This is a genomic window from Micromonospora sp. B9E7, assembly GCF_039871815.1.
GTDB lineage: Bacteria > Actinomycetota > Actinomycetes > Mycobacteriales > Micromonosporaceae > Micromonospora.
This window is the reverse complement of sequence record NZ_JBDPLX010000003.1, coordinates 426,135-449,913: the sequence shown is the minus strand read 5'-3', so window position 1 is coordinate 449,913 and position 23,779 is coordinate 426,135. Positions and strand designations below refer to the sequence as shown.

Below are 23,779 nucleotides of genomic sequence, written 5' to 3'. Positions count from 1 at the left end.
GTGGACATCGTGGTCAAGGGCCGAAACGTCGAAGTGCCGGACCATTACCGGGTGCACGTAGCCGAGAAACTCGCAAAGATCGAACGCTACGACCACAAGCTTATCCGTGTCGATGTCGAGCTGTTTCACGAGCGCAATCCGCGCCAGGCCGACCACTGCCAGCGGGTCGAGATCACCTGCGTTTCCCGGGGCCCGGTCATGCGGGCCGAGGCCTGCACGAACGACTTCTACAGTGCGCTCGACGCGGCCATCGCCAAGCTCGACACCCGGCTGCGCCGCGCGGCCGACCGTCGCCGCGTACACCGGGGTCGGCACGCGCCGATCTCCGTCGCCGAGGCCACCGCGGGCCTGCCCGTCGCGGACCTGGTGGCCCCCGCGCTGAGCGCCTCGGCCGAGGGTGCCCGCGCCGGCACCGCCGTCGCGGAGCGGGTCGAGGAGGAGTACGACGACCAGCAGCCGTGGCACATCGCCCGGGAGAAGGTGCACCCGGCGGAGCCGATGACGATCGACGACGCGTTGTTCGAGATGGAACTGGTCGGTCACGACTTCTACCTGTTCCAGGACAAGGAGTCCGGCCGCCCCAGCGTCGTCTACCGGCGCCACGCCTACGACTACGGCATCATCTCCCTCGCCACCTGACCGGTCCCCGACCCGCGTCGGTCACCGGGTCGTGGTGGAGAAACGCCCACCACGGCCCGGTGATCCGTCAGCGCAGGTCGCCGGGGAGCAACGCGAAGGTCAGGTCGTCCAGGCGGGTGCCGGCCAGCCCGGGCAGACGACCACGTTGCAGGCCCTCGCGCCGGAACCCGGCCCGCTCCAGCACCCGGTGCGACGCGGTGTTGTCCGGCACCGTGCCGGCGGCCAGCCGAGCGATGCCGGCCGCGCCGAACGCCCACGCCGCGAGCAGCCGGACCGCCCGCGTCGCGTACCCCCGGCCGCGCCAGTCGGGCAACAGGGCGTAGCCGACCGACGCCTCGCCGCCGGCCACATCGGTGTACGACAACCCGCAACTGCCCGCCGGCTGCCCGCTGGCCACGTCCGTGATCAGCAGCCGGGCGATCTCGCCGGTCAGCCATCCGCTCTCCGCGAGACGGCAGCGCCGTTCGATCGCCTCCCGCGTCGGCGGCACGGGCGGCGCCTGGTTCGCCACCACCTCGGGCCGGCTGTGCAGCCGGTACATCGGCTCCGCGTCGCCGGGCGCGAGCGGGCGCAGCGCCACCACCTGATCGCTGAGCACCCCGTCGGGCAGGTCCGGCAGCAGTCGGGCGGCCGGGCCGGGCGGGTCGGCAGCGAGGCGTACCCAGGCCAGCAGGTCGTGCCGACCCCCGTCGCGGGCGCTACCGGCGGACCGGCGCGAACCCTCGTAGCGGAACCCGGCGGCCAGCGCGACCCGCTGGCTCGGGCCGTTCTCCGCGTGGGTGAGCAGCTCCAGTCGAGCCGTCCCGGTGGCGAACGCGTGCTCGCCGAGCGCTCGGGTCGCGGCCGTGGCCACCCCTCGTCCGCGCGCCGCCGGCCGCACCCAGTAACCGATCTCGGCCTGCCCCCGTGCGGGCACCGGGTTGGACAGCCCCACCGTGCCGAGCAGCCGGTCCGTCGCCGGGTCCGCGATGGCGTACGCCGCGCCGCCGCCGGTCCAGGCCGCTGGGGCGCCCGCGTCGATCCACCAGCGGGCGTCGACCTCGGTGTACGGCGCTGGCAGGCCGGTCATGAACCGTTGGCTCACCGGGTCGGCCAAGCCGTCGACCACGTCGGCGGTGTCCTCGGCGCGGAACGGCCGCAGCCGCACCCCGTACGCCTCGACAACCTGCCGGAGGCTCACGTCAGGTCCTTGGCGAGCAGCGCGCCCACCCACACGTCGACCCGCTCGCCGCGGTGCTGCACCCCGGCCCGGGCCGTTCCCTCGAACGTGAAGCCCGCCTTCTCGGCCACCCGGCGGGAGGCGGTGTTGCCCACGTTCGCCTTCCACTCGATCCGGGCCAGGCCCAACGTGCTGAAGCCCCATGCGCTGAGCGCGACCAGTGCGGCCGGCAGGTATCCCCGGCCACGGGCCGCCGGGGCGGTCATGAACCCCACGTCCGCCAGCAGCGGGTCGGTGGGGGAGAGTCGCAGGTCGAGCGTGCCCGCGTACCGGTCGTCGGAGTCGGCGATCACGAAGCAGGCGGCGTCCCCCCGAGCCCAGGCGTCCCGGCCGTAAGCCTGGTAGCCCTGCGCGTCGGCGCGCTCGTACGGGTCCGGCACGGTCGTCCAGCGGATGCTCTCCGGGTCCCGGCAGGTCTGCACCACAGCGTCCAGGTCCGGCTCCTCCATGGGCCGCAGGCGCAGCTCGCCGGTCCCGGTCTCGGCGAACAGGACGGGCTGTGGGCGGCCGAAGACGGCGGCCCGCCGGGCGGTCAGGGTGCCCGGTCCGGCCGGCCCGGTCGAGCCGGGGGCGGGTACCTCGCCGGGCAGCAACGAGCCGATCCAGCCGTCTGCGGCGCTGTGCAGCGCCGGGTGGGTCAGCCGCAGCCGCCCGTCGACCCGGAACCCGGCCCGGAGCGCGACCAGCCGAGAGGCGTGGTTGCCCACCTCGGACTGCCAGATCAGCCGGCGTAGCCCCAGGCTGTCGAAGGACCAGCGGGCCACCGCTCGGGTGGCCCGGACCATCACCCCCCGGCCCCGCGCCCACGGCGCGGTCCAATAGCCGATCTCACCGGTGCCCGCCTGGTCGATGGAGATCAACCCGCACGAGCCGAGCAGATCACCGGTCGCCGCGTCGCAGACCGCGAACGGCGCCCCGGTGCCCTCCGCCCAGGCCCGCCCGCTCACCTCGGTGACGAACCCGTGAGCGTGCTCCGGTCGATAGGGGCGCGGCACGGTGGTCCAGCGTTGGATGTCCGGATCCTGGCAGGCTCGGTGCACGGCCTCGGCGTCCGCCTCCCGCCAGGGCCGCAGCAGCACGCCATCCTCGATGATCTCCACGGGCTCCACTCGTGCATCGTGCCGCAACGTTCGCCGACGGCGTAACCGGATAACGCCCCCGGCGTACCCGCTACGCGAGTTATGTCGGGTTCGACGCGATGGACCGCCGCTACCAGTGACCATCACGCCGATGGAGCGCCTACGATGGTTCGAGACCGTCTAGGGGAGCGTTGATCCGTGTCGATTCTGGAAAAGGTCCTTCGCGCAGGCGAGGGCCGCATGGTGCGCCGGCTGAAGGCCATCGCCGCCGCCGTCAACTCGATCGAGGACGACTACGTCAACCTCAGCGACGAGGAACTGGCCGGCATGACCGAACAGTTCCGGGAACGGCTCGAAGAGGGTGAGACCCTCGACGACATCCTGCCGGAGGCGTTCGCGGTGGCCCGCGAGGCGTCCGCCCGGGTGCTGGGCCAGCGTCCGTACGACGTCCAGGTGATGGGCGGCGCGGCACTGCACTTCGGCAACATCGCCGAGATGAAGACCGGTGAGGGCAAGACGCTGACCTCGGTCATGGCCGTCTACCTCAACGCGCTGTCCGGCAAGGGCGTGCACGTGATCACCGTCAACGACTACCTCGCCCAGCGCGACGCCGCCTGGATGGGCCGGGTGCACGAGTTCCTCGGGCTGACCGTCGGTGTGGTGCTGCCCAACCGGCCGTCCACCGAGCACCGCGCCGCGTACGAGTGCGACATCACCTACGGCACCAACAACGAGTTCGGCTTCGACTACCTGCGCGACAACATGGCCTGGTCGAAGGACGAGCTGGTGCAGCGCGGGCACAACTTCGCGGTGGTCGACGAGGTCGACTCGATCCTGATCGACGAGGCCCGCACCCCGCTGATCATCTCCGGCCCGGCCGAGCACTCGGCCCGCTGGTACGGCGAGTTCGCCGGCGTGGTGGCCCGGCTCCAGCCCGGCACCGACGGCGAGGGCGACTACGAGGTCGACCACTCCAAGCGCACCATCGCGGTGACCGAGCGCGGTGTCGCCAAGGTCGAGGACCGGCTCGGCATCGACAACCTGTACGAGTCGGTCAACACCCCGCTGGTCGGCTACCTCAACAACGCCATCAAGGCCAAGGAGCTCTACAAGCGCGACAAGGACTACATCGTCAACGACGGTGAGGTCCTGATCGTCGACGAGTTCACCGGTCGCATCCTGCACGGCCGCCGCTACAACGAGGGCATGCACCAGGCGATCGAGGCCAAGGAGGGGGTGGAGATCAAGCAGGAGAACCAGACCCTGGCCACCATCACCCTCCAGAACTACTTCCGCCTCTACGAGAAGCTGTCCGGCATGACCGGTACGGCACAGACCGAGGCAGGCGAGTTCAACAAGGTCTACAAGGTCGGCGTCGTGACCATCCCGACCCACCGCCCGATGGTCCGCGAGGACCGGCCGGACGTCATCTACAAGACGGAGAAGGCCAAGTTCAACGCGGTCATCGAGGACATCGCCGAGCGGCACCAGCTGGGTCAGCCGGTGCTGGTCGGCACCGTCTCGGTGGAAAACTCCGAGATCCTCTCCCAGTTGCTGCGTCGGCGCGGCATCCCGCACAACGTGCTGAACGCCAAGTTCCACGCCCGGGAGGCCGAGATCGTCGCCCAGGCCGGGCGTAAGGGCGCCGTCACCGTCGCCACCAACATGGCCGGCCGCGGCACCGACATCCTCCTCGGTGGCAACCCCGAGTTCCTCGCCGCGAACGAGCTGCGCCAGCGTGGCCTCGACCCGTTGGAGAACGAGGAAGAGTACGCCAAGGCGATGGAGGACGTCCTTCCCACGTGGAAGCAGGCCTGTGACGCCGAAGCGGACGAGGTCGCCGCCGCCGGTGGTCTCTACGTGCTGGGCACCGAGCGGCACGAGTCCCGCCGGATCGACAACCAGCTACGCGGTCGTGCCGGCCGGCAGGGTGACCCGGGCGAGTCCCGCTTCTACCTGTCCCTGCAGGACGAGCTGATGCGACGCTTCCGGGCCGGTGCGGTCGAGGCGGTGATGGAGCGCTTCAACATCCCGGAGGACGTGCCCATCGAGTCGAAGATGGTCACCCGGCAGATCAAGAGCGCCCAGGCCCAGATCGAGGGCCAGAACGCCGAGATCCGCAAGAACGTCCTCAAGTACGACGAGGTGCTCAACAAGCAGCGCCAGGTCGTCTACGCCGAGCGGCTCCGGGTGCTCAACGGCGAAGACCTCTCCGACCAGGTCCGCAACATGATCGACGACACCGTCGAGGCGTACGTGCGGGGAGCCACCTCCGAGGGCTACGGCGAGGACTGGGATCTCGAGCAGCTCTGGTCCAGCCTGAAGCAGCTCTACCCGGTCGGCGTGACGATCGAGGAGCTGGAAGAGGAGGCCGGCGGCTCGCGTGCCGGCATGGACGCCGACTTCCTGGTCGCCCGCCTCAAGGAGGACGCGAACGCCGCGTACGACCGGCGCGAGGAGCAGGTCGGCACCGAGGGCGTGCGTCAGCTCGAGCGGATGGTGCTGCTCCAGGTCATCGACCGGAAGTGGCGCGAGCACCTCTACGAGATGGACTACCTCCAGGAGGGCATCAACCTCCGGGCGTACGCCCAGCGCGACCCGGTGGTGGAATACCAGCGCGAGGGCTTCGACATGTTCGCCACCATGATGGAGGGCATCAAGGAGGAGACGGTCGGCTTCCTCTACAACGTCGACGTCCAGGTGACCGAACCGGAGCCGGAAGAGGGATCCGAAGAGGTCACGCTGCTCGACAAGCCGGTGGAGATCCGGGCCAAGGGCCTCAACCAGGCACCGCGGCGGCAGGGCCTGCAATACTCCGCCCCCACCATCGACGGCGAAGCCAGCCCGGGCGCCGTCGCCGTGGAGCAGGCCGAGCAGCAGGCTCCGGCGCTCGGCGTGGGCCGACCGGCCCCGAATGCTCCGGCGGCACCGGGGCAGACCGCACCGTCCGCTCCGCAGCGGCCCGCGTCCGGGCTGCGCGGCCCGGTGCTGCCGACGGCCGGCTCCCGTCGTCCGGCACCGAACCAGGCGGAAGCGAGCAACGGTCCGTCCCGCAACGCGCCGTGCCCCTGTGGCTCGGGTCGCAAGTACAAGCGCTGCCACGGCGCGCCCAACGGCGGAAACTGACCAACAGCACCTGACGAACGGGTCCCGGCCTCTTGGCCGGGACCCGTTCGTCGTCTCGGGCCCTCCTCGCGCCCAACCAGCCCGCCGGCACCCCCGCCACCCGGCCTGCCCCCGCTGGCCCGCAGGCGCGTCCGCGATGATCGACTCGCTTTCAAGGAAGTCGGGGTGTCGTCGGCAGGTTGATGGCCCGACTTTCAAGAACCCGAGTCGATCAAGCCGTGCTGGCACGGCTCGACCTGATATGGCGCGGCGGGTTTGCTCGGCCGTGGCCCTGGTCCTGGCCCTGGCTCCCGGCTCCCGGCTCCCGGCTCCCGGCTCGGGTCCGTTGGTCAGAGGACGTGCAGGGCGGTGCACAGCCAGCGACCCCGACGATGTTCCAAGCGGAGCGCCATCGCCCAGCTTCGGCCGGCCGTGCCGGTGAGGACGGCAGCCGCCTCCACGGCGGCTTCCCGGGGCTCGCAGACGCGGAGGCGGAGCAGTCGGACCGCCGGTCGGGTGGCGCGGCGGCGAGGTGCCCCGGTTCGCGTGGACGCGCGGGCCAACTCGGTCAGCAGGTCAGCCGCTCGGGGTGGGTCGAGCAGTGCGCGCACCTGTGCCGGCGACCGGTACCCGTTGATCACTTCCAGGCAGGTGGCGACGAAACGATGCGCGGCTCGGGCGCATTCCGGGGCGGCCGCTGAGGGTAGCGACGCGGCCGGGTGAGTGGTGGGTCCAGTGCGCACTGGACGGAGGGCAGCCCGGCGTTCGGGAGGTCGGACCGGGTCTGGCCGGGTCGAGGCGAAGAGGTCGAGGGCGAGCTGCCCGTGGGTGGGCACTGGCCAGTACGACCCGTCGGTCTCGTCGGCGTACGGCGGATCGATGGGTGGGACCGGGCGCAGCCGCACGGGCGGTCGGGAAGGGCCGGGCCGCGCCTCGCTCATCATTCCCCCTTGATCTTGCGTTTGTCTTCGTTTGCCTGCGACAGACTCAATTCTCGACAACAGAACGGCCCCGGTCAATGGCTTGGCCGATGATCGGGGCCGGACAGGCGATGTCGCGCTGGACCGAGTCGGAAAGATCCCCCGCAACGGCAGGGAAGTAGGGGCCTCAACCCGCCACGAGGCCACCACTCAGGGAAACTGCGCGATCCCGGAGCCGGAGCCCAGGAGCCCGGGTCGGAGCCTTGAGCCGGAGCCGTGAGCCGGAACTGGGGATGCGTAGCCGGGCAGGGAGGAAGGTCGAGCGGCGTACGGGAACGACGCTAGGCGCACCTACTCCGGGTCGCGGTCGATCAGTGGGTTGCTCTGCACCCATTCTGCCGTCTCGTGGTATTTGCGGGAGATGTACTCCTCCAGACGCGCCCGTTCGACGCGCCACTGGCCGCGTCCGCCGATCTTGATTGCGGGCAGTTCACCGCTGCGCACCATGTGGTAGACCTGCGAGTCCGACACGTTCAGCTCGGCGGCGACGTCGGAGAGCAGCAGGAACCTCGGCTCCACAGGAACCCCCGGGGTTGATGTCGTTTGGCTCAGTTTGCCATCGACCGCCCTCGCCGCCCAGCACCGGCTGCTTACGCGGCAGGCCGGACCGCGCAGGACACACCGGCCGGAAACTTCCACCGGCCGGAGGCGGGGTGTATGACGGTCAACGGCGTGCGGCATGATCTGCGCCCGTGCCGGCGGCCGCCGGTGGTGGACGAAGCGGGGAGACGACCGGTGACCGACGAGCTTGTCCGGGTGTACGTGCCGGCGACCGTACCGATGCTGGCCCGGCTGCGTGCGGAGGGGCTGGCCGCCGCCGAGGCCCATGCCGTGACCCCGGCGCTGCGCGAGTGGTACGCCGAGGGCGACGAGGAGGAGTTGGAGTACGTCGCGTTCACCCGGGCCGCCCAGGACGCGCTGCACCTGCTCCGGGCCGATCCCGGCGCTCCCCGCCGCCGCGTCGTCGTCTCGGCCGACCTGCCGGCGGGCGCGGTCGGGCGGGGCGACGGTGAGCTGGGTTCCAGCACTGTGACGTTGGCTGACGCCGTGCCGGTCGGCGCCATCGCGGCCATCCACGTGGACGGAGCGGACGCGGTCGAGGACGTCACCGCGGCGGCCGACGTCGTGGCCGAGGCGGCGGCGGGCGACCCCGATGCTCAGTTCGCCGTCGACGGTGCTGAGGATCACGAGCTGGAGTGGTACGACGTGACCGAGCTGGACCTGCTCCTGCGCGCGGCCAGCTGAGCCGCACGCCACAACGGCGCCGCGAGGTGTCAACCCGACCCTGCGGCAAGCTTGGCGTCGACCGACGTCAGCGCGAGGTGCCGACCCGACCCGCGGCAGGCCGGGCGTGGACCGACGTCAGCGCGCCGGGTCGGCCTTGGCCGGGTCCGTGTCGAGCCGGTCGAACGCCTCGGCCGGGTCCGGCTCCTCGGTCTCCGCAGCGGCCCGGTCCGCAGCGGCCCGGTCCGCAGCGGCCCGGTCCGCGACGGGCTGCGGGCTGTCGGCTGGTTCGTCGTCGTCGTTGTGCGCGGGGCCGAGCGTGCGGCCGAACGCGATGAGCGCGGTCAGTGCCCCGACGAAGAGCACCCAGATGCCGTTGTCCACCCGTGAGGTGCCCAGCGAGGTCTGCGCCACCGCGTCCGCCTCGCTGAGCGCACTGGCCAGATCGAGCAGCGATCGGCCACCGATCCGGATGATCACCTCGGCGAGCAGCAGGAGCAGCCCCGGCCCGGCGCCGGCGAGCAGGTATGCCGGCCAGCGCAGTGCCGGAGCGGCAGGATCGCGGCGGAGGGCTCGGCGTCGCGACCAGGTCAGGTAGCCGTAGGCGAGGAGTCCGGCGAGGAGCCCGGCGACGAGCGACTCGGTGCGGGACACCCACTTGGCCGCGTCGACCAACGACTGTTGGCTGTCGCCGGCCCCGAAGAGGTCGAACAACGGGTCCCGGGCCTGGCTGAACGCGACCACGAAGACGAGCGTGCCCAGCGCGGCGGTCACCACCGCGCCGACCGCCGGGGCGGTCCGCGCGCCGGCCACCGCGCCGCCGATGATCGCCGCAGCCGCCGTGGTGCCGGCGATCACGTTGGTGGTCGAGGTGTCGAAGTAGGTGAGGTTGATCGCCAGCGCGGAACCCAGGCCGACCAGCATGCCGCCGCCGATCGCCCCGGTGAAGCGCAGGGTGGCCCAGTCCCCGTACCTGCGGGACAGCAGGTTGCTCGCGGCCAGCGCGACGGCCGTCCCGGCCACCAGCGCGGCCGAGATCACGCCGGGCAGGGCGAACGCCGAGAGACTGATCGCGGTGATCCCGGCCGCCGCCGAGGTGATGGCCTCCCGCGTGGACCAGAGCATGGCGGTCAGCCACCCGAGCGCCAGCAGCGCGAGGACCGCCGCGCCGGGCGCGGGCAGCGGCCGGCTGCTGGGGCTGGCCGCGTCGGCCGCCGGGTCGTCCGACTCCGCGGACGGGGTGCGGCCGGGCTGCTTGGTCATCGTCTCCCCTTCGAGGCGGCAGGTCACCGACCATTCAGGGTACGCGGGCCCGCTGGGTCGCCCGCCGCCCCGGGACCACCGCAACGGGGTACGCGCCGAGCAACTCCCCGAGCGTGCCGGCGGCGCGGATGCCGGCGCGGGGGCGGGGCGGCTGCCCGATGCGTGGATGGGTGCTCGGATCGAGCCCGGCCGGTAATCGGATCGAGCCCGGTCGGTAAGGGGAGAAGGGGTGCACCGGTCCTTGGCCGAAGGCGGTGGCGGAGGTGGGGCGCGCAGCTCTCCATGGGAGAATCACGGGAGGTCCCGCCGCTGCTCGGCCCCCCCCGGGTGGCGTCCGGTGTCCGACCGTCCGGTCGGTGCCCGCGGGTCCGGTTTCGCCACTGCTGTCGAGATCGCCAGGAGCCTTGATGGATGCCGTGTTCTCCGTTCCCGAGCCGCGCAACGAGCCGGTTCGCAACTACGAGCCGGGCAGCCCCGACCGGGACCGGCTCCAGCGGCGGCTGACCGAGCTCGCCGCCGAGCGCATCGACCTGCCGATGACCATCGGTGGTGAGCAGCGGATGGCTGCCGGTGACTCGATCGACGTGGTGCAGCCGCACAAGCACGCGCACGTGCTCGGCGTGACGGGTCACGCCACCCACGACGACGCCCGCGCCGCGATCAAGGCGGCCAAGGACGCCGCCCCGATGTGGCGGGCGCTGCCCTTCGAGGAGCGCGCCGCGATCTTCCTGCGCGCCGCCGAGATGCTCGCCGGCCCCTGGCGCGACACCCTCAACGCCGCCACCATGCTCGGCCAGTCGAAGACCGCGATCCAGGCGGAGATCGACGCGGCGTGCGAGTTCATCGACTTCCTCCGGTTCAACGTGCACTTCGCCCGCCGGCTGCTCGAGGAGCAGCCGGCGTCCTCGCCGGGCGTCTGGAACCGCTTCGACCACCGCCCGCTGGAGGGCTTCGTCTACGCGGTCACCCCGTTCAACTTCACCGCCATCGCCGGCAACCTGCCGTCCGCGCCGGCGCTGCTGGGCAACACGGTGATCTGGAAGCCGGGCCCGACCCAGCAGTTCGCCGCGCACTTCACGATGCGGCTGTTCGAGGCCGCCGGCCTGCCGCCCGGCGTGATCAACATGGTCACCGGCCGGGGCGAGGAGGTCTCCGACGTCGTACTCGCCGACCCGGATCTGGCCGGCATCCACTTCACCGGTTCCACCAAGGTCTTCCAGCAGTTGTGGCGGACCGTCGGCGACAACATCGCCCGTTACCGGGGCTACCCGCGCCTGGTCGGCGAGACCGGCGGCAAGGACTTCGTGGTCGCGCACACCAGCGCCGACGTGGACGCCCTGCACACCGCGCTGATCCGCGGCGCGTACGAGTACCAGGGCCAGAAGTGCTCGGCGGCCTCGCGGGCGTACGTGCCGCGGTCGATCTGGGAGGGTGGGCTGCGCGACCGGCTGGCCGCCACCACCGACTCGTTGACCTACGGCGACGTGGCCGACTTCGGCAACTTCGGTGGCGCGGTGATCGACGACAAGGCGTTCGCCCGGCACACCGCGGCGCTCGAGTTGATCGCCGGTGACGACTCCTGCCGGGTGCTGGCCGGTGGCACCGCGGACGACTCGGTCGGCTACTTCGTCCGGCCGACCCTGTTCGAGTGCTCCGACGCCGCCCACGAGACCTTCACCACCGAGTACTTCGGGCCGATCCTGGGCGTGCACGTGTTCGACGACGCCCGTTTCGACGACGTGGTCGCGCAGGCCGAGTCGATCGCCCCGTACGCGCTGACCGGCTCGGTGTTCGCCACCGACCGCCGGGTGGTCGACGCGGTCGCCGAGCGCATGCGGTACGCGGCCGGCAACTTCTACATCAACGACAAGCCGACCGGCGCCGTGGTCGGGCAGCAGCCCTTCGGTGGAGCCCGGGCCAGTGGCACCAACGACAAGGCGGGCTCCTGGCTGAACCTGGTCCGTTGGTTGTCGCCCCGGACGATCAAGGAGACCTTCGTGCCGCCGACCGACCACACGTACCCCCACATGGGGTAGGCGTCATCCGTTAGGAAGGGTCCCTTGTTATGCACCTGGCGTTAACAAGGGGCCCTTCCTTATGGGCGGAGCCATCGATAGTCCTCAACGGACAGTCTGCCGCCGACAGTGCACTTAGGAAGTCCTGTTGGGTGGCAAACTGGCAAATCCTGGACGCCGGGTGCGCAAAGTGGCAGCGTAGTGGGCATGGCGGATTCCGGAGTCAACCCTACGGCGGCGGCCCTGCTCGGCCTCCTCCATGAGGGCCCGATGACAGGCGGTCAGTTGATGGCCGCCGCTGAGCGCCGTCTGGCGCCGTACTGGTCGATGACCCGCAGCCAGGTCTACCGCGAGTTGCCGGTGCTGGCCGAGCGGGGTTTCGTGCGTCTCGGTAAGCCGGGGCCGCGGATGAGCCAGCCGTACTCACTCACTGCGAGCGGGAAACGGACGTTTTCCCGCTGGCTCGCGGAGAACCCGGGGCGGGACACCATCCGAAACCCGATCGCGCTCCGGATGGCCTTCGGCAACCTGCATTCCGCGAGCCAGTTGAAGGGCCTGTACGCCTCGGCCAACGAGTACCACACCGAGGCCCTGGCCCAGGTTCGGGAACAGGTCAAGAACGCCAAACGGGACGGCGAGACGTACGACGCCAGCGCGCTGGAGTTCGCCGTCGCCTACCACCGGGCCGCCCTGTCGTGGTTGAAGTCCGCCCCCGTCGGGTGATGATCGGCGGGTTCGCGCATCCGCAACGAGCTGGGCTGCCTGCGGCACAGTACGCTTGTCTGTCGTGACCGCTGCCGATTACGCCGAACAGCTCAAGGAACTCGACGCGACCCTGCGAAACATCGAGGCCGTCCTCAACATCGACCGGCTCCACGAGGACAAGGCCCGCCTCGAGCAGGAGGCCTCCGCCCCCGATCTGTGGGACGACCAGGCCAAGGCTCAGCAGGTGACCTCGCAGCTGTCGTACGTCAACGGCGAGATCAGCAAGCTGGGCAGCCTCCGCTCCGGCCTCGACGACGCCCAGGTGTTGCTGGAGCTGGCCGAGGCCGAGTCCGATCCCGGCGTGCTGACCGAGGTCGAGTCGGAGATCACCGGGTTGACCAAGGCCATCCAGGAGATGGAGGTCCGCACCCTGCTCTCCGGCGAGTACGACTCCCGGGAGGCGCTGGTCGCCATCCGGGCCGGCGCCGGTGGAGTGGATGCTGCGGACTTCGCCGAGATGCTGCTGCGGATGTACCTGCGCTGGGCGGAGCGGCACGGCTACCCGACCGAGGTCTACGAGACCTCGTACGCCGAGGAGGCGGGCCTGAAGTCGGCCACCTTCGCGGTGAAGGTGCCGTACGCGTTCGGCACGCTCAGCGTCGAGTCGGGCACCCACCGTCTGGTCCGGATCAGCCCGTTCGACAACCAGGGCCGCCGGCAGACCAGTTTCGCGGGCGTCGAGGTCCTGCCGGTCACCGAGCAGACCGACCACATCGACATCCCGGAAAACGAGGTACGCGTCGACGTCTACCGTTCCTCCGGCCCCGGTGGGCAGAGCGTCAACACCACCGACTCGGCGGTCCGGCTGACCCACATCCCGACCGGCATCGTGGTGACCTGCCAGAACGAGAAGTCGCAGTTGCAGAACAAGGCGTCCGCGCTGCGGGTGCTGCAGGCCCGACTGCTGGAGCGCAAGCGCCAGGAGGAGCAGGCCAAGCTCGAAGGGCTCAAGGAGAACGCCGCCGGCTCGTGGGGCGACCAGATGCGCTCCTACGTCCTGCACCCGTATCAGATGGTGAAGGATCTCCGAACCGAGCAGGAGACCGGCAATCCGAGCGCGGTCTTCGACGGTGAGTTGGACGGTTTCATCGAGGCGGGCATCCGCTGGCGCAAGCAGCGGCAACTCGCCGACGACGGTGCGTAACCGCGCGTAGGCGCAGCGCGTCATCGATCTCCAGGTGGGGGCCTGATTCGGCGACTCGCGACGGATCGGCGGGGCGTGGGGCTTGGCTCAGTTGTTACACCGCGTAGACTCACGACCCGTGATTCAGCTTGAGCAAGTGACGAAGACGTACCCGAAGGCGTCCCGGCCTTCGCTCGACAACGTGTCCGTCTCGATCGAGAAGGGCGAGTTCGTCTTCTTCATCGGTCCATCCGGCTCCGGCAAGTCCACGATCATCAAGATGCTGCTGCACGAGGTGGCCCCCAACAAGGGCCGCGTCGTCGTCAACGGCAAGGACGTCACGTCGATGCGTTCCTGGAAGCGACCCCACTTCCGGCGCTCGATCGGCTGTGTCTTCCAGGACTTCCGGCTGCTGCCGAACCGCACCGCCTACGAGAACGTGGCGTTCGCCCTCGAGGTGATCGGCAAGACCAAGGCGGTTGCCCGCCGGGTCGTGCCGGAGGTGTTGGAGCTGGTCGGGCTCGGTGGCAAGGAGCATCGTTACCCGCACGAGCTCTCCGGTGGTGAGCAGCAGCGGGTCGCGGTCGCCCGGGCGTTCGTGAACCGTCCGCTGATCCTGCTGGCGGACGAGCCCACCGGAAACCTGGACCCGGACACCTCGATCGAGATCATGCGCCTGCTGGACCGGATCAACCGCACCGGCACGACCGTCGTGATGGTCACCCACGACTCCAACATCGTGAACCAGATGCGCCGCCGCGTTGTCGAGATCGAGAGCGGTCGCATCGTGCGTGACCAGGCCCGCGGCGTCTACGGGTGAGCCGACGCTCCACCCTTGCGCAGCCTGACGACGAACACCTCATGCCGGAGACCCGGAGGAAATCCCGATGCGCGTGAAATACGTCCTGTCCGAGGTACTGGTCGGACTGTGGCGCAACGTGACCATGTCCATCGCGATGATCATCACGATGGCGGTCTCGCTGACCATGCTCGGCGCCAGCGGTCTCATGTACCGCCAGGTCGACGACATGAAGGACCTCTACTTCAAGAACATCCAGGTCGCGATCTTCCTGAACCAGGAGGTGAGTGAGCAGGAGCGCACCGATCTGCAGACCAAGCTCGACGGTGACCCCCTGGTGAAGGAGGTCATCTACGTCGACAAGGCTCAGGCGTACGAGCGCTTCAAGACGATGTACCAGGACGCTCCGGACCTGGTGAACGCGGTCAAGCCGGACCAGCTGCCGGAGTCCTTCCGGATCACGTTGAACAACCCGGAGCAGTACAAGAACATCTACGACCAGTACAAGGAGACCGGCGGCGTCGACGAGATCGTCGACCAGAGCAAACTGCTCGACAAGATCTTCGACATCCTCACCTCGATCCAGAACATCGCCCTGGCTGCCGCCATCGTGATGGCGGTCGCCGCCCTGCTGCTGGTCGCGAACACCATTCAGGTGGCCGCGTACAGCAAGCGGCGTGAGGTCGCGGTCATGAAGCTGGTCGGTGCGTCCAACTGGTTCATCCAGGCGCCGTTCGTGCTCGAAGCGGTGGTGGCCGGCCTGATCGGCTCGCTGCTCGGGCTCGTCGCCCTGGTCGCGGCGAAGTATCTGCTCTTCGACGGCTCGTTGAGCGCGTTGCAGGGCCTGCTCTCGCCGATCACCTGGGGCGACATCCTGTTCATCTTCCCGCTGATGGCCGGCGTCGGTGGTCTGGTCAGCGCGGGCACCGCCTGGATCACCCTGCGCTTCTACCTGCGGGTCTAGGCACCGTACGGGTCGTCCCGTCGTCTCCCGAGGACCCTCCCGCAGCCGGAAATAAACGGCGCGGGAGGGTCCTTGTTGTTCGGGTAGCATGATCGGTTGTCCGGCCGGGGTGAGCCCGGCCACGGACGAAGGAGAGGGGGTGGCGCCGATGCCACGGGAAAAGGGGCGCAAGGTGGTCGCCTCCAACAAGAAGGCGCGCCACGACTACGCGATCCTCGACACCTACGAGGCGGGCATGGCGCTGACCGGCACCGAGGTCAAGTCGCTGCGCGCCGGGCGCGCCTCGCTGGTCGACGCGTTCGCCCAGGAGCGCGACGGCGAGTTGTTCCTGCACGCCATGCACATCCCGGAATACACCCAGGGCACCTGGACCAACCATGAGCCCCGGCGTACGCGCAAGCTGCTGCTCAACCGGGGTGAGATCGACAAGCTGGTCGGCAAGACCCGCGAGGGCGGTCTGACGATCGTCCCGTTGCAGGTCTACTTCTCCGACGGCTGGGCCAAGGTGGAGATCGCCCTAGCCAAGGGCAAGAAGTCGTACGACAAGCGTCAGGACCTCGCCAAGCGGGACGCGGACCGGGAGATCGCCCGGGTGTCCGGCCGGCGCGGCAAGGGCATGGACGACTGATTCATCCTGTTTGCCCGGTTCGGCGTGCCGGCCCGGGGCTCGGGATGAAAGCTGTTGCGGCAGGCGTTAGTCTTGTCAGTGCCGCCACATCGGCGGCCTGTCGAGGGGGTGACTGGTTTCGACTTCGTACGCAGCGACAGGGGAAGCGAGCCGAGGAAGCCGACGTCGTCTCGAGAATCGGTCGTCGGAAACTTATAAGCGCCAAGAACACTCGCGCTGACTTCGCTCTCGCCGCCTGAGGCGAGTAGCTAAGTCTGTCGGCCTGGGAACGCCTTCGTCCCAGTAGCCGGCATCAGCTAGGAGGCTGGCCAATCGGACCCGGTCGCGGGGTCCGTGCGGCGAGATTAATCAGCGACTGGGCCCGTCACACCAACTTGCTCGCGTGAGCGGTGGGGCCGAGTAGAGGCACAGCGAGCTGCGCTCGGAGAAGCCCTGACAAACCGGCGAAGGACCCGGGTTCGATTCCCGGCACCTCCACCACCTCGAACGAAGCGCCCCGGCCCATCAGCCGGGGCGCTTCGTCGTGCCGGAGGTCTTACGCTGCCTGCTGTGACCCACCAGGAGCTGCGTCTGTCGGTCGGCGCGTCACCCGCCCAGCGCACCGTGGCGGTGCTGTCCGGCGTCTTCGTCGCGACCGTCGGTGTGGCGTTCGTGGCGCTGCCCCTGCTCGCCGGCGGGCTGCTGCGTCGGCTGACCGGCCCGGGGGACGCGTTCGCCTCCTACGAGGAGGCCCGCGATCTCCCGCCGGGAATGCTGCCGCCCGCGCTGAGGCATTCCGCTGGCGATGCGGGCCAGTCCAGTCCCGTCCCGGTCGTCGGGCTGTGCGGCCTGCCGTTCGTCCTGCTCGGTGTCTACCTCGTGCTGCGGGTGCTCCGCACCGCCGCATGGCTGGACGGCAGCCAGGTACGGGTGCGGGGCGCGTTCCGTACCCGTACCGTCGACCTCGCCACCGCCCGGATCGATGTCGCCGGAGTGCCACATCGGGAGGTGGGAGACGATGCCCCGATGGTCGGGCAGCGGCTGCGCGCAGCCATCACCGCCACCGACCGGGCGAGCGCGCGGCGGGTCACCATTCCGCTGCGCGGCATGGGCCTGGACAGCCTGCCCCCGTTAGAGCTGCGCGCGTTGGCGGACGCGATCACGACCGGCCGACCGGCCGACGGGCGCGACGACGACGCCCACGCTGTCGCCGACCAACTGCACCGCCTGGCGGCGCACCCCCGGTAGGCCGCCTGATGCGGCCGGTGCCGGCTGGCCGGCTGTGGCCCCTGTTGCGGGTGGGGTCATTGGGCTGAACGGGGCAGATGAGTCGCATGGTGGCCCTGGACAGGGCGGGCCGGGCAGGCTCACCATCGCGGTATGGGGTAGCAGCGTCGCGGGAGGTGCCATGGTCACCGGTCCGGTCCAGCAGCCGTCACTCGTCGCCCGGCCGGGTGCCGCGCACCCCGTCGATCCGCATCCCATCGGGTTACCCGGCGACCCCCGCCCGGCCGGGCTCGCCGGAGACGTGCACGCCTTCGGTCGGGCCGTCGCCGTCGCCACCACCGAGCCGTGCTGGCGCGAGGAGGTCCTGCTGCGGCTGCGTCCGGTGCGGCGGGGCTTCGCCGAGCACGTCCGGGCCACCGAGGGCCCGGCAGGCCTCTACCGGGAGCTGCTCACCCAGTCGCCGCGGCTGGAACACGGGGTGCGGTTGCTGACCCGGGAGCACGCGGCGATCGTGGCCGCGCTCCTCGCGGTTCAGCGGATCGCCGAGCAGACCGAGGCACACCCGGACGAGCTGCGGCATCGAGCCGGGCACCTGCTGCGGAAGTTGGCCCGGCATCGGCGGCGCGGCGCGGACCTCCTCTGGGAGGCGTACCAGACTGATCTGGGTGGCGAGACCTGACCCCGCGCCGGGGAACCGGAGCGTCGGTGGCCGCGTCGAACCGGTCATGCGTCGACCGGTCCTGCTGCTCGTACTCCCGCTGCTGCTCGCGGCGGGCTGTGCCCCCACCGGTGCTGATCTGTTCGACGGTCCCAGCGACCCACACCGTGCCGAAGCCTTCGACCAGCGGGCCGCCCAGGTCGCCGAGGCGTGGCAGCCCGGCCCGGACTGGCGCACGGGGTACGTCCCCCTGCAGGGGCCGACAGTGCTCACCGGTGACCCGCGCTTCACTCCCGAAACCGAGGCGGCGTTCCGGGCCGGCTGGTACCGGGCGCAGGTGCCGATACACCCCACCCGGGTCGGCGGTGAGATCCGGTTCCCGGACGGCCGGCTGACGCTGCCGTTGGTCAGCGCCGCCGAGGCGTACCGTCAGCTCGACCAGGGGGACCCGCTGCCCTGCCCGGGGCGACCGAAGCGACCCGGCCTGCCCACGCCCGGCGGCCCCACCGTCGAGCCCGGGCCGGACGGTTGGACCACCAGCACGACGCAGACCGCCTGCCTGTCGCTCACCGTCACCGGGGTCAACCTCGGCACCGTACCGGTCCGAACGAGCCGGGGTGAGGCGCAGGTCCCGGCCTGGCTGTTCGACGTCGAGGAGTTGGCCGCCCCGGTCGCCCGGCTCGCCGTCGCACCCACGGCGATGGGTTCGGTGCCCGAGCCCACCGCGCCGGCCGGGCCGCTGCCGGACGGGTTGGTGGCCGCCCAGGACCTCGCGGCGGTCGACGGCACCCGGTTGACAGTGCGCCTCGGCGTCGGCGCGTGCGACACCGGGATCACGCCGCTGGTGTGGGAACGGCCGGACGTCGTGGTGGTCGGCGGCAGTGTCACCCGGGCCACCGGCGAGTGCATCGCCGTGCTCAAGATGGAACCGGTCACCGTCACCCTCGCGGCGCCGCTGGGCGCCCGGCCGGTGCTGGACGTGTTCAGCGGTGCCGCACTGTCGATCGCGCCGCGCTGACCGTCCGGCTCAAAGGATGCTCGGCACGTCGGTGCTGATCGGTACGGCCAACACGGTGGGTCGGTCGGCGCGCAGCCCGGCGTCGAGCGCGACGCCGAGCTGATCGGGGGTCTCCACCACCTCGGTCGCGCAGCCGTAGCCGGCCGCGATCGCGATGATGTCCAACCCGGGCAGGTCCAGTCCGGGCACCCCGGGAGTGTCCTTCAGCTCGGCGAACGCCTTCAGGATCGCGTACTGCTTGTTGACCGGGACGACCACCACCACCGGGAGGGCGAGGCGCGCGGCGGTCCACAGCGCCTGTACCGAGTAGTGGAACGAGCCGTCACCGATCACCGCCACCACCGGTCGCCCACGCCCGGCGTCCCGCTCGGCGAGGGCCACCCCGATCGCGGCCGGCAGGCCGTAGCCGAGGCCTCCGCTGGCCATGGTGAAGTACGACGCCGGGCGTCTGATCTTGACCTGACGGCGCAGCGCGGACAGATTGGAGGGTGACTCCTGGACCAGCACGCCGTCCGCCGGCCAGTGCGCGGCCAGCGCGGCGAACAGGGCGTCGGCGCTCAGCGGGGCGGTGATCTCGGGCGGTGGCAGTGCGTCCCGTCGCGTGGGTGGCGGCCGGTCGCTCGGCGGCACCCGTTCGACAATCGCGGCCAGGGCCAGCCCCGGGTCGCTGAGCAGGCTGTCACCGACGGGGGCTCGCGCGGCCTCGTCCGGGTCGTCTGTGACGTGCAGCAGTCGGGCGCCGTCGGGCAGGTGCCCGCCCGGTACGTACGGGTAGTAGCGGAACACCGGTGCGCCGACGACCAGCACCGTGTCGTGCCCACGCAGGGCCTCGGCCAGCGGCCCGATCGCGTACGGCAGCACCCCGCGAAAGTGGTTGTGGTCCTCGGGGAACACGGCCCGCTCGGTGGCCGGGGCCGACCAGACCGGTGCGGCCAACAGCTCGGCCAGCGCCACCGCGGTCGGCCAACTGCCGGAGCGGTCCACCCCTGGCCCGTACACCAGGACCGGGTTGCGGCTGCCGGCGAGGATCCGGGCGAATTCGTCCAACCGCTCCGGGTCCGGTGCGAACCGGGTGGCCACCGAGCGCGGCGCGGGCGGTGGGTCGGCCGGCTGGGCCCAGTCGTCCATCGGCAGCGAGAGGAAGACCGGCCCGGCGGGTGGTTGCACCGCCGTCGCGTACGCCCGCAGCACCGCCGCGGGGATGTCCTGCGCCCGGGCCGGCTCGTAGGCCCACTTGACGTACGGCTGGGGAAGCTCGGTGGGTCGACGGTTGGCCAGCCGGGGTTCGAGCAGCAGCATCTCCCGGGTCTGCTGGCCGGCGGTGACGATCAGCGGGGTCTTGTTGTGCCAGGCGGTGACCAGGTTGCCCATGCCGTTGCCGGTGCCCGGAGCGGTGTGCAGGTTGACGTGGGCAGGCGTTCCGCTGGCCTGGGCGTACCCGTCGGCCATCGCCACCGCAGTCGCCTCGTGCAGCGCGTGGACGTAGTGGAAGTCGGCGGGGAAGTCCCGGAGGAACGGCTCCTCGGTGGAGCCGGGGTTGCCGAAGACCGTGGTCATGCCGAGGGTGCGGAGCACGTCGTACGTCGCGTCCCGAACCGTTGCCATCGCCACCCGCCTCCGTGTCGCGGGCAGGGACAACCGCGGTCACCCTCCCGATCAGCCGAATCTATCGGGATGTGACGGACCTTTCGGGCGTTTCTCCACCGACTGTGGCCAAGAGCATCGATCACCAGGAGGTTCGCCGTCGGGGCTGTCGAATCTGGGTCTTAACTGTCCGATCACCTGCCGGTCAGACCTTAGCCAGCGCCCGGGACGCAGGCTATGGTGCCAGGCATGGCGTTGACAGCGCGGCCGATCCCGGCGCCCCGGTCGGATCCGGCAGATGACCGATCCCCGGCGCGGGCTCACGGTTGATGGGTGTGTGGGATGCAGGGAGAGGGCCAGGCGATCGGCGGACGAGCGATGGAGTCGATGACCGGGCGGCTGCTGGTCGCGACTCCGGCGCTCAAGGACCCGAACTTCGACCGTACGGTGGTGCTGCTGGTCGCCCACGAGCCGGGCGGTGCGCTCGGCGTGGTGTTGAACCGCGCCACTGAGGTGCCGGTGGCCGACGTGCTCGGCGACTGGAGTGACCTGGCCCGCCACCCGGCGGTGCTGTTCGAGGGCGGCCCGGTGCAGCCCGACTCGGCCATCTGTCTGGCCCGCATGCGACACCCGATGCGTCGGCTCAAGGGCTTCCACCAGGTCTCCGGAGCGGTCGGCACGATCGACCTCTCGGTCGATCCGGAGCGGCTGCGGGAGGGCCTCGGTGCCATCCGGGTCTTCGCCGGCTACTCGGGCTGGGGCAGCGGCCAGTTGGAGCAGGAGATCGCCGACGGCTCCTGGTTCGTGCTGGACGCGCTGCCCGGTGACGCCTTCGTCGACCGACCCGACGACCTGTGGCCGATGGTGCTGCGCCGGCAGGGCGGGATGATGGCCGCCGTCGCGCACTTCCCCCCGGACGTGGCGCTCAACTGACCCGGCTCGGCGTGGGGACCCCGCGAGATGACCATGCCGGCCGGTCTGTGTATAGTTTCCCAGTGCCCGGGCGACCGGGACGACAGCAAGGGGCCGTGGCGCAGCTGGTAGCGCACCACACTGGCAGTGTGGGGGTCAGGGGTTCGAGTCCCCTCGGCTCCACCTTGTTGCACCGCAGGTCAGCGGCTTAGTCGGAGATCATCCGCTAGGCCGCTGATTGTTTTGCGGTCTTCGGCGCGACCAGCGCCTAGCGGACGATCGGTGACCACTCCCGCTGGCTGACGATCGTCACCCCGCGGGTGCGGTAGTAGGGGTCCGCCGCGACGATCGCGGCGAACGCCTCGGCGTCCGCGACGTCGAAGATCAGGAGCGCGCCGGAGTCGTCGGAGAACGGCCCGGCCATGGCCAGGCGGCCCTCCTGACGCAGCGCCTGGAGACGTTCCCGGTGCGCGGGCCGAGCGGCGAGCCGGTCGGGTTCGTCGCCGAAGGACAGCTCCAAGATGAACACGGTTCCTCCTCCTGAGGGCGGTCTACCGGAGCACCCTAGTCGATGCGTGGTGCCGTCGCCGCCGCACCGAGGACGTCCGGCGCGGGGCCACGGAGGCCACTGCAAGGGCCGACAGACGCGCGTTGGCCCGATTCGCAGAAGTCACGCCGCTGGGGTCGCACCCGTTGCGGACACCCGTGGCGAAATCGTCGGTAGGCGGACAGTGAAGGTCGCCCCGGCGCCGGGCCGACTGTCGGTGGAGATCGTTCCGCCGTGGCTGGTCACCACCTCGCGCAGGAGGGCCAGGCCCAGACCGAAGCGCCGGTCCTTGGCCCCGGCACCGCGGTGGAAGCGGTCGAAGAGGAGCCTCGCGTCGGCGGGGTCGAAGCCCGCTCCACTGTCCGTGACCACCAGGTCCGCGTCGCGGCGGGAGGCGCGGAGGGTGACGTCGATGCGGCCGCCGGTCGGGGTGTGGGTGAGGGCGTTGGCGAGCAACTCGCCGACCACGCGGCGCAGGGCCGAGGCGACTCCGGGGACGAGGACCGGAGTGTCCGGGACGGTCAGGTGTACCTGGACACCCTGCTCCGCGGCGCGGTCGGCCTCGCAGTCGACGGCCTCGGCAGCGAGGCGGGCCAGGTTGACGGGTTCGGAGGGGCGCCGGTCGGCCGGGGTGGCGGCGAGGCGGGCGGAGAGCAGGAGTTCGTCGACGATCTCGCCGAGGCGGCGGGTGGTCTGGATCAGGCGGTCGTAGTCGGCGCGGTCGGCGCCCGCGCGGCGGGCCAGTATCTGGGCGCGGGTGTGGACCTGGGCGATGGGGGTGCGCAACTCGTGGCTGGCGTCGGCGACGAAGCGGCGTTGCCGGTTGAGCGCCTCGGCGAGCGGTGCCACGGCCCGGCGGCCGACGACGATGCCCGTGAGCACTGCCGCGGCGATGCCGACCATCGCGGCCAGGAGGAAGGCGGCGAGCAGGTGACGCCGATCGGAGAGCTGGAAGCGGGCGTCGAACACCGCCTGCACCACGCCCGTGCCGCGCGGCTGGGTGCGGACGTAGTAGGTCGTGCCGTTGCGGTTGATCTTGTCGCTGCGAACCTGACGGTCGAGGGCCACCGCGTCGATGGCGGACCGCAGTGGGAAACCCGGAGGTGGTGGGTTCCTTCCCGGGTCGATGCGGCCGCCGTCGTACAGGATGATCCAGTTGCAGCCCGGCGGTCCGTCGATGGTGCCGTGGACCGCGCCGTAGGTGAGCTCTCGTTCGATCTGCTCGTGCTGGCTGTGCAGCAGTGTGGCATAGGAGATGGCGGCGCCCAGGGCGAGCAGCGCCGTGATGGTGAGCCCGACGAGCATGCTGACCCGCACCCTGGCCCGGCGCAGCATGGTGTCCTCGAAGCTCACAGGGTTCCCAGCCGGTAGCCGAGGCCGTGCACGGTCCGGATCACCGAGCGGCCGAGCTTGCGCCGCAGGTAGTAGACGTACGTGTCGACCAGGGACGCCGCGGCCGCCTCGTCGAAGACCCGGCTGCGCAGCTCGGAACGGGAGTGGACGGTGTGCGGCCGGGCCGCGAGTACCCGCAGCAGCTCGAACTCGCGTGCGGACAGGGCGATCCGGGTGCCGTCGGGCAGGACAGCGTCGCGCACGGAGAGGTCGAGCTGGCCCGGCCCGAGCCGCAGCACCTCGGTCGACTCGGAGGTCCGGCGGCAGAGGGCCCGGATGCGGGCGCTCAGCTCGTCCAGGTCGAAGGGTTTCGTCAGGTAGTCGTCCGCGCCCGCGTCGAGGCCGGCGATCCGGTCGTGGACGGTGCCGAGCGCGGTCAGCAGCAGCGCCCGGGCGACCACCGCGCGGGAGCGCAGCCGGACGACCAGGTCCAGCCCGTCGAGGGCGGGGAGTAGCCGGTCGATCACCATCACGTCGTAGGGCCGGGTGAGCCCCAGGTGCAGGCCGCGCTGGCCGTCGGGGGCCTGGTCGACGACGTATCCCTCGTCGGTCAGGGTCTCGGCCACCATGCCGCGTAGCTCCGAGTCGTCCTCGACGAGCAGGAGTCGAGTCATACAAGGATGGTGACACATAGAAATGTTTCAATGTGCTGTGAAACT

22 protein-coding genes, 1 tRNA gene and 1 other RNA gene are annotated in these 23,779 nt (G+C 70.8%); 15 read left to right on the top strand and 9 right to left on the bottom strand.

Annotation, left to right across the window (positions count from 1 at the left end; all coding sequences use genetic code 11):
- Complete coding sequence (gene raiA / locus ABGB10_RS07335; protein WP_347660083.1) at nucleotides 1–639, top strand: ribosome-associated translation inhibitor RaiA; 639 nt, start codon at nucleotides 1–3, stop codon at nucleotides 637–639.
- 67 nt (nucleotides 640–706) lie between these two features.
- Here raiA and ABGB10_RS07330 read toward each other — a convergent pair whose 3' ends face one another.
- Together ABGB10_RS07330 and ABGB10_RS07325 are read right to left on the bottom strand one after the other, a co-directional pair.
- Nucleotides 707–1,819 carry a GNAT family N-acetyltransferase gene (locus ABGB10_RS07330; RefSeq protein ID WP_347660082.1) on the bottom strand — a complete coding sequence of 371 codons (1,113 nt, stop codon included), beginning with the start codon at nucleotides 1,817–1,819 and terminating at the stop codon, nucleotides 707–709.
- Nucleotides 1,816–2,967, bottom strand: coding sequence for a GNAT family N-acetyltransferase (locus tag ABGB10_RS07325; protein WP_347660081.1), 1,152 nt, complete (start codon nucleotides 2,965–2,967; stop codon nucleotides 1,816–1,818). Before ABGB10_RS07325 ends, ABGB10_RS07330 begins: the two co-directional genes overlap by 4 nt.
- Before the next feature lie 168 nt (nucleotides 2,968–3,135).
- Between ABGB10_RS07325 and secA the strand changes: the two genes are divergently transcribed.
- Complete coding sequence (gene secA, locus ABGB10_RS07320) at nucleotides 3,136–6,063, top strand: preprotein translocase subunit SecA (protein ID WP_347660080.1); 2,928 nt, start codon at nucleotides 3,136–3,138, stop codon at nucleotides 6,061–6,063.
- Nucleotides 6,064–6,392: 329 nt separating this feature from the next.
- Here secA and ABGB10_RS07315 read toward each other — a convergent pair whose 3' ends face one another.
- Nucleotides 6,393–6,986: an Rv3235 family protein gene (locus tag ABGB10_RS07315; protein ID WP_347660079.1), complete on the bottom strand. Its 594-nt coding sequence runs from the start codon at nucleotides 6,984–6,986 to the stop codon at nucleotides 6,393–6,395.
- A 327-nt stretch (nucleotides 6,987–7,313) separates the two neighbouring features.
- A complete protein-coding gene (locus ABGB10_RS07310; RefSeq protein ID WP_347660078.1) occupies nucleotides 7,314–7,541 on the bottom strand; it encodes a helix-turn-helix domain-containing protein in 228 nt (75 codons plus the stop codon).
- A 216-nt stretch (nucleotides 7,542–7,757) separates the two neighbouring features.
- On the opposite strand from ABGB10_RS07310, the gene ABGB10_RS07305 reads away from it, so the two are divergent.
- On the top strand, nucleotides 7,758–8,267 hold the full coding sequence (locus ABGB10_RS07305; RefSeq protein ID WP_347660077.1) for a hypothetical protein: 510 nt from the start codon (nucleotides 7,758–7,760) through the stop codon (nucleotides 8,265–8,267).
- 117 nt (nucleotides 8,268–8,384) lie between these two features.
- Here the strand turns inward: ABGB10_RS07305 and ABGB10_RS07300 are convergent, their stop codons facing one another.
- On the bottom strand, nucleotides 8,385–9,509 hold the full coding sequence (locus ABGB10_RS07300; protein WP_347660076.1) for a hypothetical protein: 1,125 nt from the start codon (nucleotides 9,507–9,509) through the stop codon (nucleotides 8,385–8,387).
- Between the two features lie 407 nt (nucleotides 9,510–9,916).
- On the opposite strand from ABGB10_RS07300, the gene pruA reads away from it, so the two are divergent.
- The 10 genes from pruA (at nucleotide 9,917) to ABGB10_RS07250 (ending at nucleotide 18,685) form a co-directional block, all read left to right on the top strand.
- Nucleotides 9,917–11,545 (top strand): L-glutamate gamma-semialdehyde dehydrogenase, encoded by a 1,629-nt coding sequence (gene pruA, locus ABGB10_RS07295; RefSeq protein ID WP_347660075.1) that lies wholly within the window; start codon nucleotides 9,917–9,919, stop codon nucleotides 11,543–11,545.
- Nucleotides 11,546–11,731: 186 nt separating this feature from the next.
- Entirely contained in the window at nucleotides 11,732–12,247 is a 516-nt protein-coding gene (locus tag ABGB10_RS07290; protein WP_238677722.1) for a PadR family transcriptional regulator, read from the top strand.
- Nucleotides 12,248–12,311: 64 nt separating this feature from the next.
- Nucleotides 12,312–13,433, top strand: a complete 1,122-nt coding sequence (prfB, locus tag ABGB10_RS07285) for a peptide chain release factor 2 (protein WP_145786432.1) — start codon at nucleotides 12,312–12,314, stop codon at nucleotides 13,431–13,433.
- Between the two features lie 118 nt (nucleotides 13,434–13,551).
- Nucleotides 13,552–14,232, top strand: coding sequence for a cell division ATP-binding protein FtsE (gene ftsE / locus ABGB10_RS07280; protein ID WP_030331491.1), 681 nt, complete (start codon nucleotides 13,552–13,554; stop codon nucleotides 14,230–14,232).
- 67 nt (nucleotides 14,233–14,299) lie between these two features.
- Nucleotides 14,300–15,175, top strand: a complete 876-nt coding sequence (ftsX, locus tag ABGB10_RS07275) for a permease-like cell division protein FtsX (RefSeq protein WP_347660074.1) — start codon at nucleotides 14,300–14,302, stop codon at nucleotides 15,173–15,175.
- A gap of 148 nt (nucleotides 15,176–15,323) precedes the next feature.
- Nucleotides 15,324–15,803, top strand: a complete 480-nt coding sequence (gene smpB / locus ABGB10_RS07270) for an SsrA-binding protein SmpB (RefSeq protein ID WP_203177075.1) — start codon at nucleotides 15,324–15,326, stop codon at nucleotides 15,801–15,803.
- A 104-nt stretch (nucleotides 15,804–15,907) separates the two neighbouring features.
- Nucleotides 15,908–16,283, top strand: a transfer-messenger RNA (tmRNA) gene (gene ssrA, locus ABGB10_RS07265).
- A 69-nt stretch (nucleotides 16,284–16,352) separates the two neighbouring features.
- Entirely contained in the window at nucleotides 16,353–17,030 is a 678-nt protein-coding gene (locus tag ABGB10_RS07260; protein WP_347660073.1) for a hypothetical protein, read from the top strand.
- A 160-nt stretch (nucleotides 17,031–17,190) separates the two neighbouring features.
- Complete coding sequence (locus ABGB10_RS07255; RefSeq protein ID WP_347660072.1) at nucleotides 17,191–17,688, top strand: hypothetical protein; 498 nt, start codon at nucleotides 17,191–17,193, stop codon at nucleotides 17,686–17,688.
- Nucleotides 17,689–17,734: 46 nt separating this feature from the next.
- The gene (locus ABGB10_RS07250; protein WP_347660071.1) at nucleotides 17,735–18,685 is read left to right on the top strand and encodes a hypothetical protein; all 951 of its coding nucleotides are present in this window, start codon (nucleotides 17,735–17,737) and stop codon (nucleotides 18,683–18,685) included.
- A gap of 9 nt (nucleotides 18,686–18,694) precedes the next feature.
- Here ABGB10_RS07250 and mdlC read toward each other — a convergent pair whose 3' ends face one another.
- Nucleotides 18,695–20,290, bottom strand: coding sequence for a benzoylformate decarboxylase (gene mdlC / locus ABGB10_RS07245; protein WP_347660070.1), 1,596 nt, complete (start codon nucleotides 20,288–20,290; stop codon nucleotides 18,695–18,697).
- 321 nt (nucleotides 20,291–20,611) lie between these two features.
- Here mdlC and ABGB10_RS07240 point away from each other — a divergent pair, with 321 nt between their 5' ends.
- Nucleotides 20,612–21,202: a YqgE/AlgH family protein gene (locus tag ABGB10_RS07240; protein WP_347660069.1), complete on the top strand. Its 591-nt coding sequence runs from the start codon at nucleotides 20,612–20,614 to the stop codon at nucleotides 21,200–21,202.
- A gap of 89 nt (nucleotides 21,203–21,291) precedes the next feature.
- Nucleotides 21,292–21,364, top strand: a tRNA-Ala gene (locus ABGB10_RS07235).
- Between the two features lie 85 nt (nucleotides 21,365–21,449).
- Here ABGB10_RS07235 and ABGB10_RS07230 read toward each other — a convergent pair.
- The 3 genes from ABGB10_RS07230 to ABGB10_RS07220 form a co-directional block, all read right to left on the bottom strand.
- A complete protein-coding gene (locus tag ABGB10_RS07230) occupies nucleotides 21,450–21,710 on the bottom strand; it encodes a YciI family protein (protein WP_347660068.1) in 261 nt (86 codons plus the stop codon).
- A gap of 141 nt (nucleotides 21,711–21,851) precedes the next feature.
- Nucleotides 21,852–23,081 carry a HAMP domain-containing sensor histidine kinase gene (locus ABGB10_RS07225; RefSeq protein ID WP_347660067.1) on the bottom strand — a complete coding sequence of 410 codons (1,230 nt, stop codon included), beginning with the start codon at nucleotides 23,079–23,081 and terminating at the stop codon, nucleotides 21,852–21,854.
- Nucleotides 23,078–23,734, bottom strand: coding sequence for a response regulator transcription factor (locus ABGB10_RS07220; RefSeq protein ID WP_347660066.1), 657 nt, complete (start codon nucleotides 23,732–23,734; stop codon nucleotides 23,078–23,080). Before ABGB10_RS07220 ends, ABGB10_RS07225 begins: the two co-directional genes overlap by 4 nt.
- Nucleotides 23,735–23,779 lie beyond the last annotated feature (45 nt).

What these genes read in the sequence shown, in the direction of transcription:
- smpB (WP_203177075.1), top strand. Translation starts at nt 15,324, where the DNA reads ATGCCACGGGAAAAGGGGCGCAAGGTGGTCGCCTCCAACAAGAAGGCG.
- ABGB10_RS07300 (WP_347660076.1), bottom strand. Translation starts at nt 9,509, where the DNA reads ATGACCAAGCAGCCCGGCCGCACCCCGTCCGCGGAGTCGGACGACCCG.
- ABGB10_RS07220 (WP_347660066.1), bottom strand. Translation starts at nt 23,734, where the DNA reads ATGACTCGACTCCTGCTCGTCGAGGACGACTCGGAGCTACGCGGCATG.
- mdlC (WP_347660070.1), bottom strand. Translation starts at nt 20,290, where the DNA reads ATGGCAACGGTTCGGGACGCGACGTACGACGTGCTCCGCACCCTCGGC.
- ABGB10_RS07315 (WP_347660079.1), bottom strand. Translation starts at nt 6,986, where the DNA reads ATGATGAGCGAGGCGCGGCCCGGCCCTTCCCGACCGCCCGTGCGGCTG.
- ABGB10_RS07240 (WP_347660069.1), top strand. Translation starts at nt 20,612, where the DNA reads ATGCAGGGAGAGGGCCAGGCGATCGGCGGACGAGCGATGGAGTCGATG.
- pruA (WP_347660075.1), top strand. Translation starts at nt 9,917, where the DNA reads ATGGATGCCGTGTTCTCCGTTCCCGAGCCGCGCAACGAGCCGGTTCGC.
- ABGB10_RS07255 (WP_347660072.1), top strand. Translation starts at nt 17,191, where the DNA reads ATGGTCACCGGTCCGGTCCAGCAGCCGTCACTCGTCGCCCGGCCGGGT.
- ftsX (WP_347660074.1), top strand. Translation starts at nt 14,300, where the DNA reads ATGCGCGTGAAATACGTCCTGTCCGAGGTACTGGTCGGACTGTGGCGC.
- ABGB10_RS07290 (WP_238677722.1), top strand. Translation starts at nt 11,732, where the DNA reads ATGGCGGATTCCGGAGTCAACCCTACGGCGGCGGCCCTGCTCGGCCTC.
- ABGB10_RS07250 (WP_347660071.1), top strand. Translation starts at nt 17,735, where the DNA reads ATGCGTCGACCGGTCCTGCTGCTCGTACTCCCGCTGCTGCTCGCGGCG.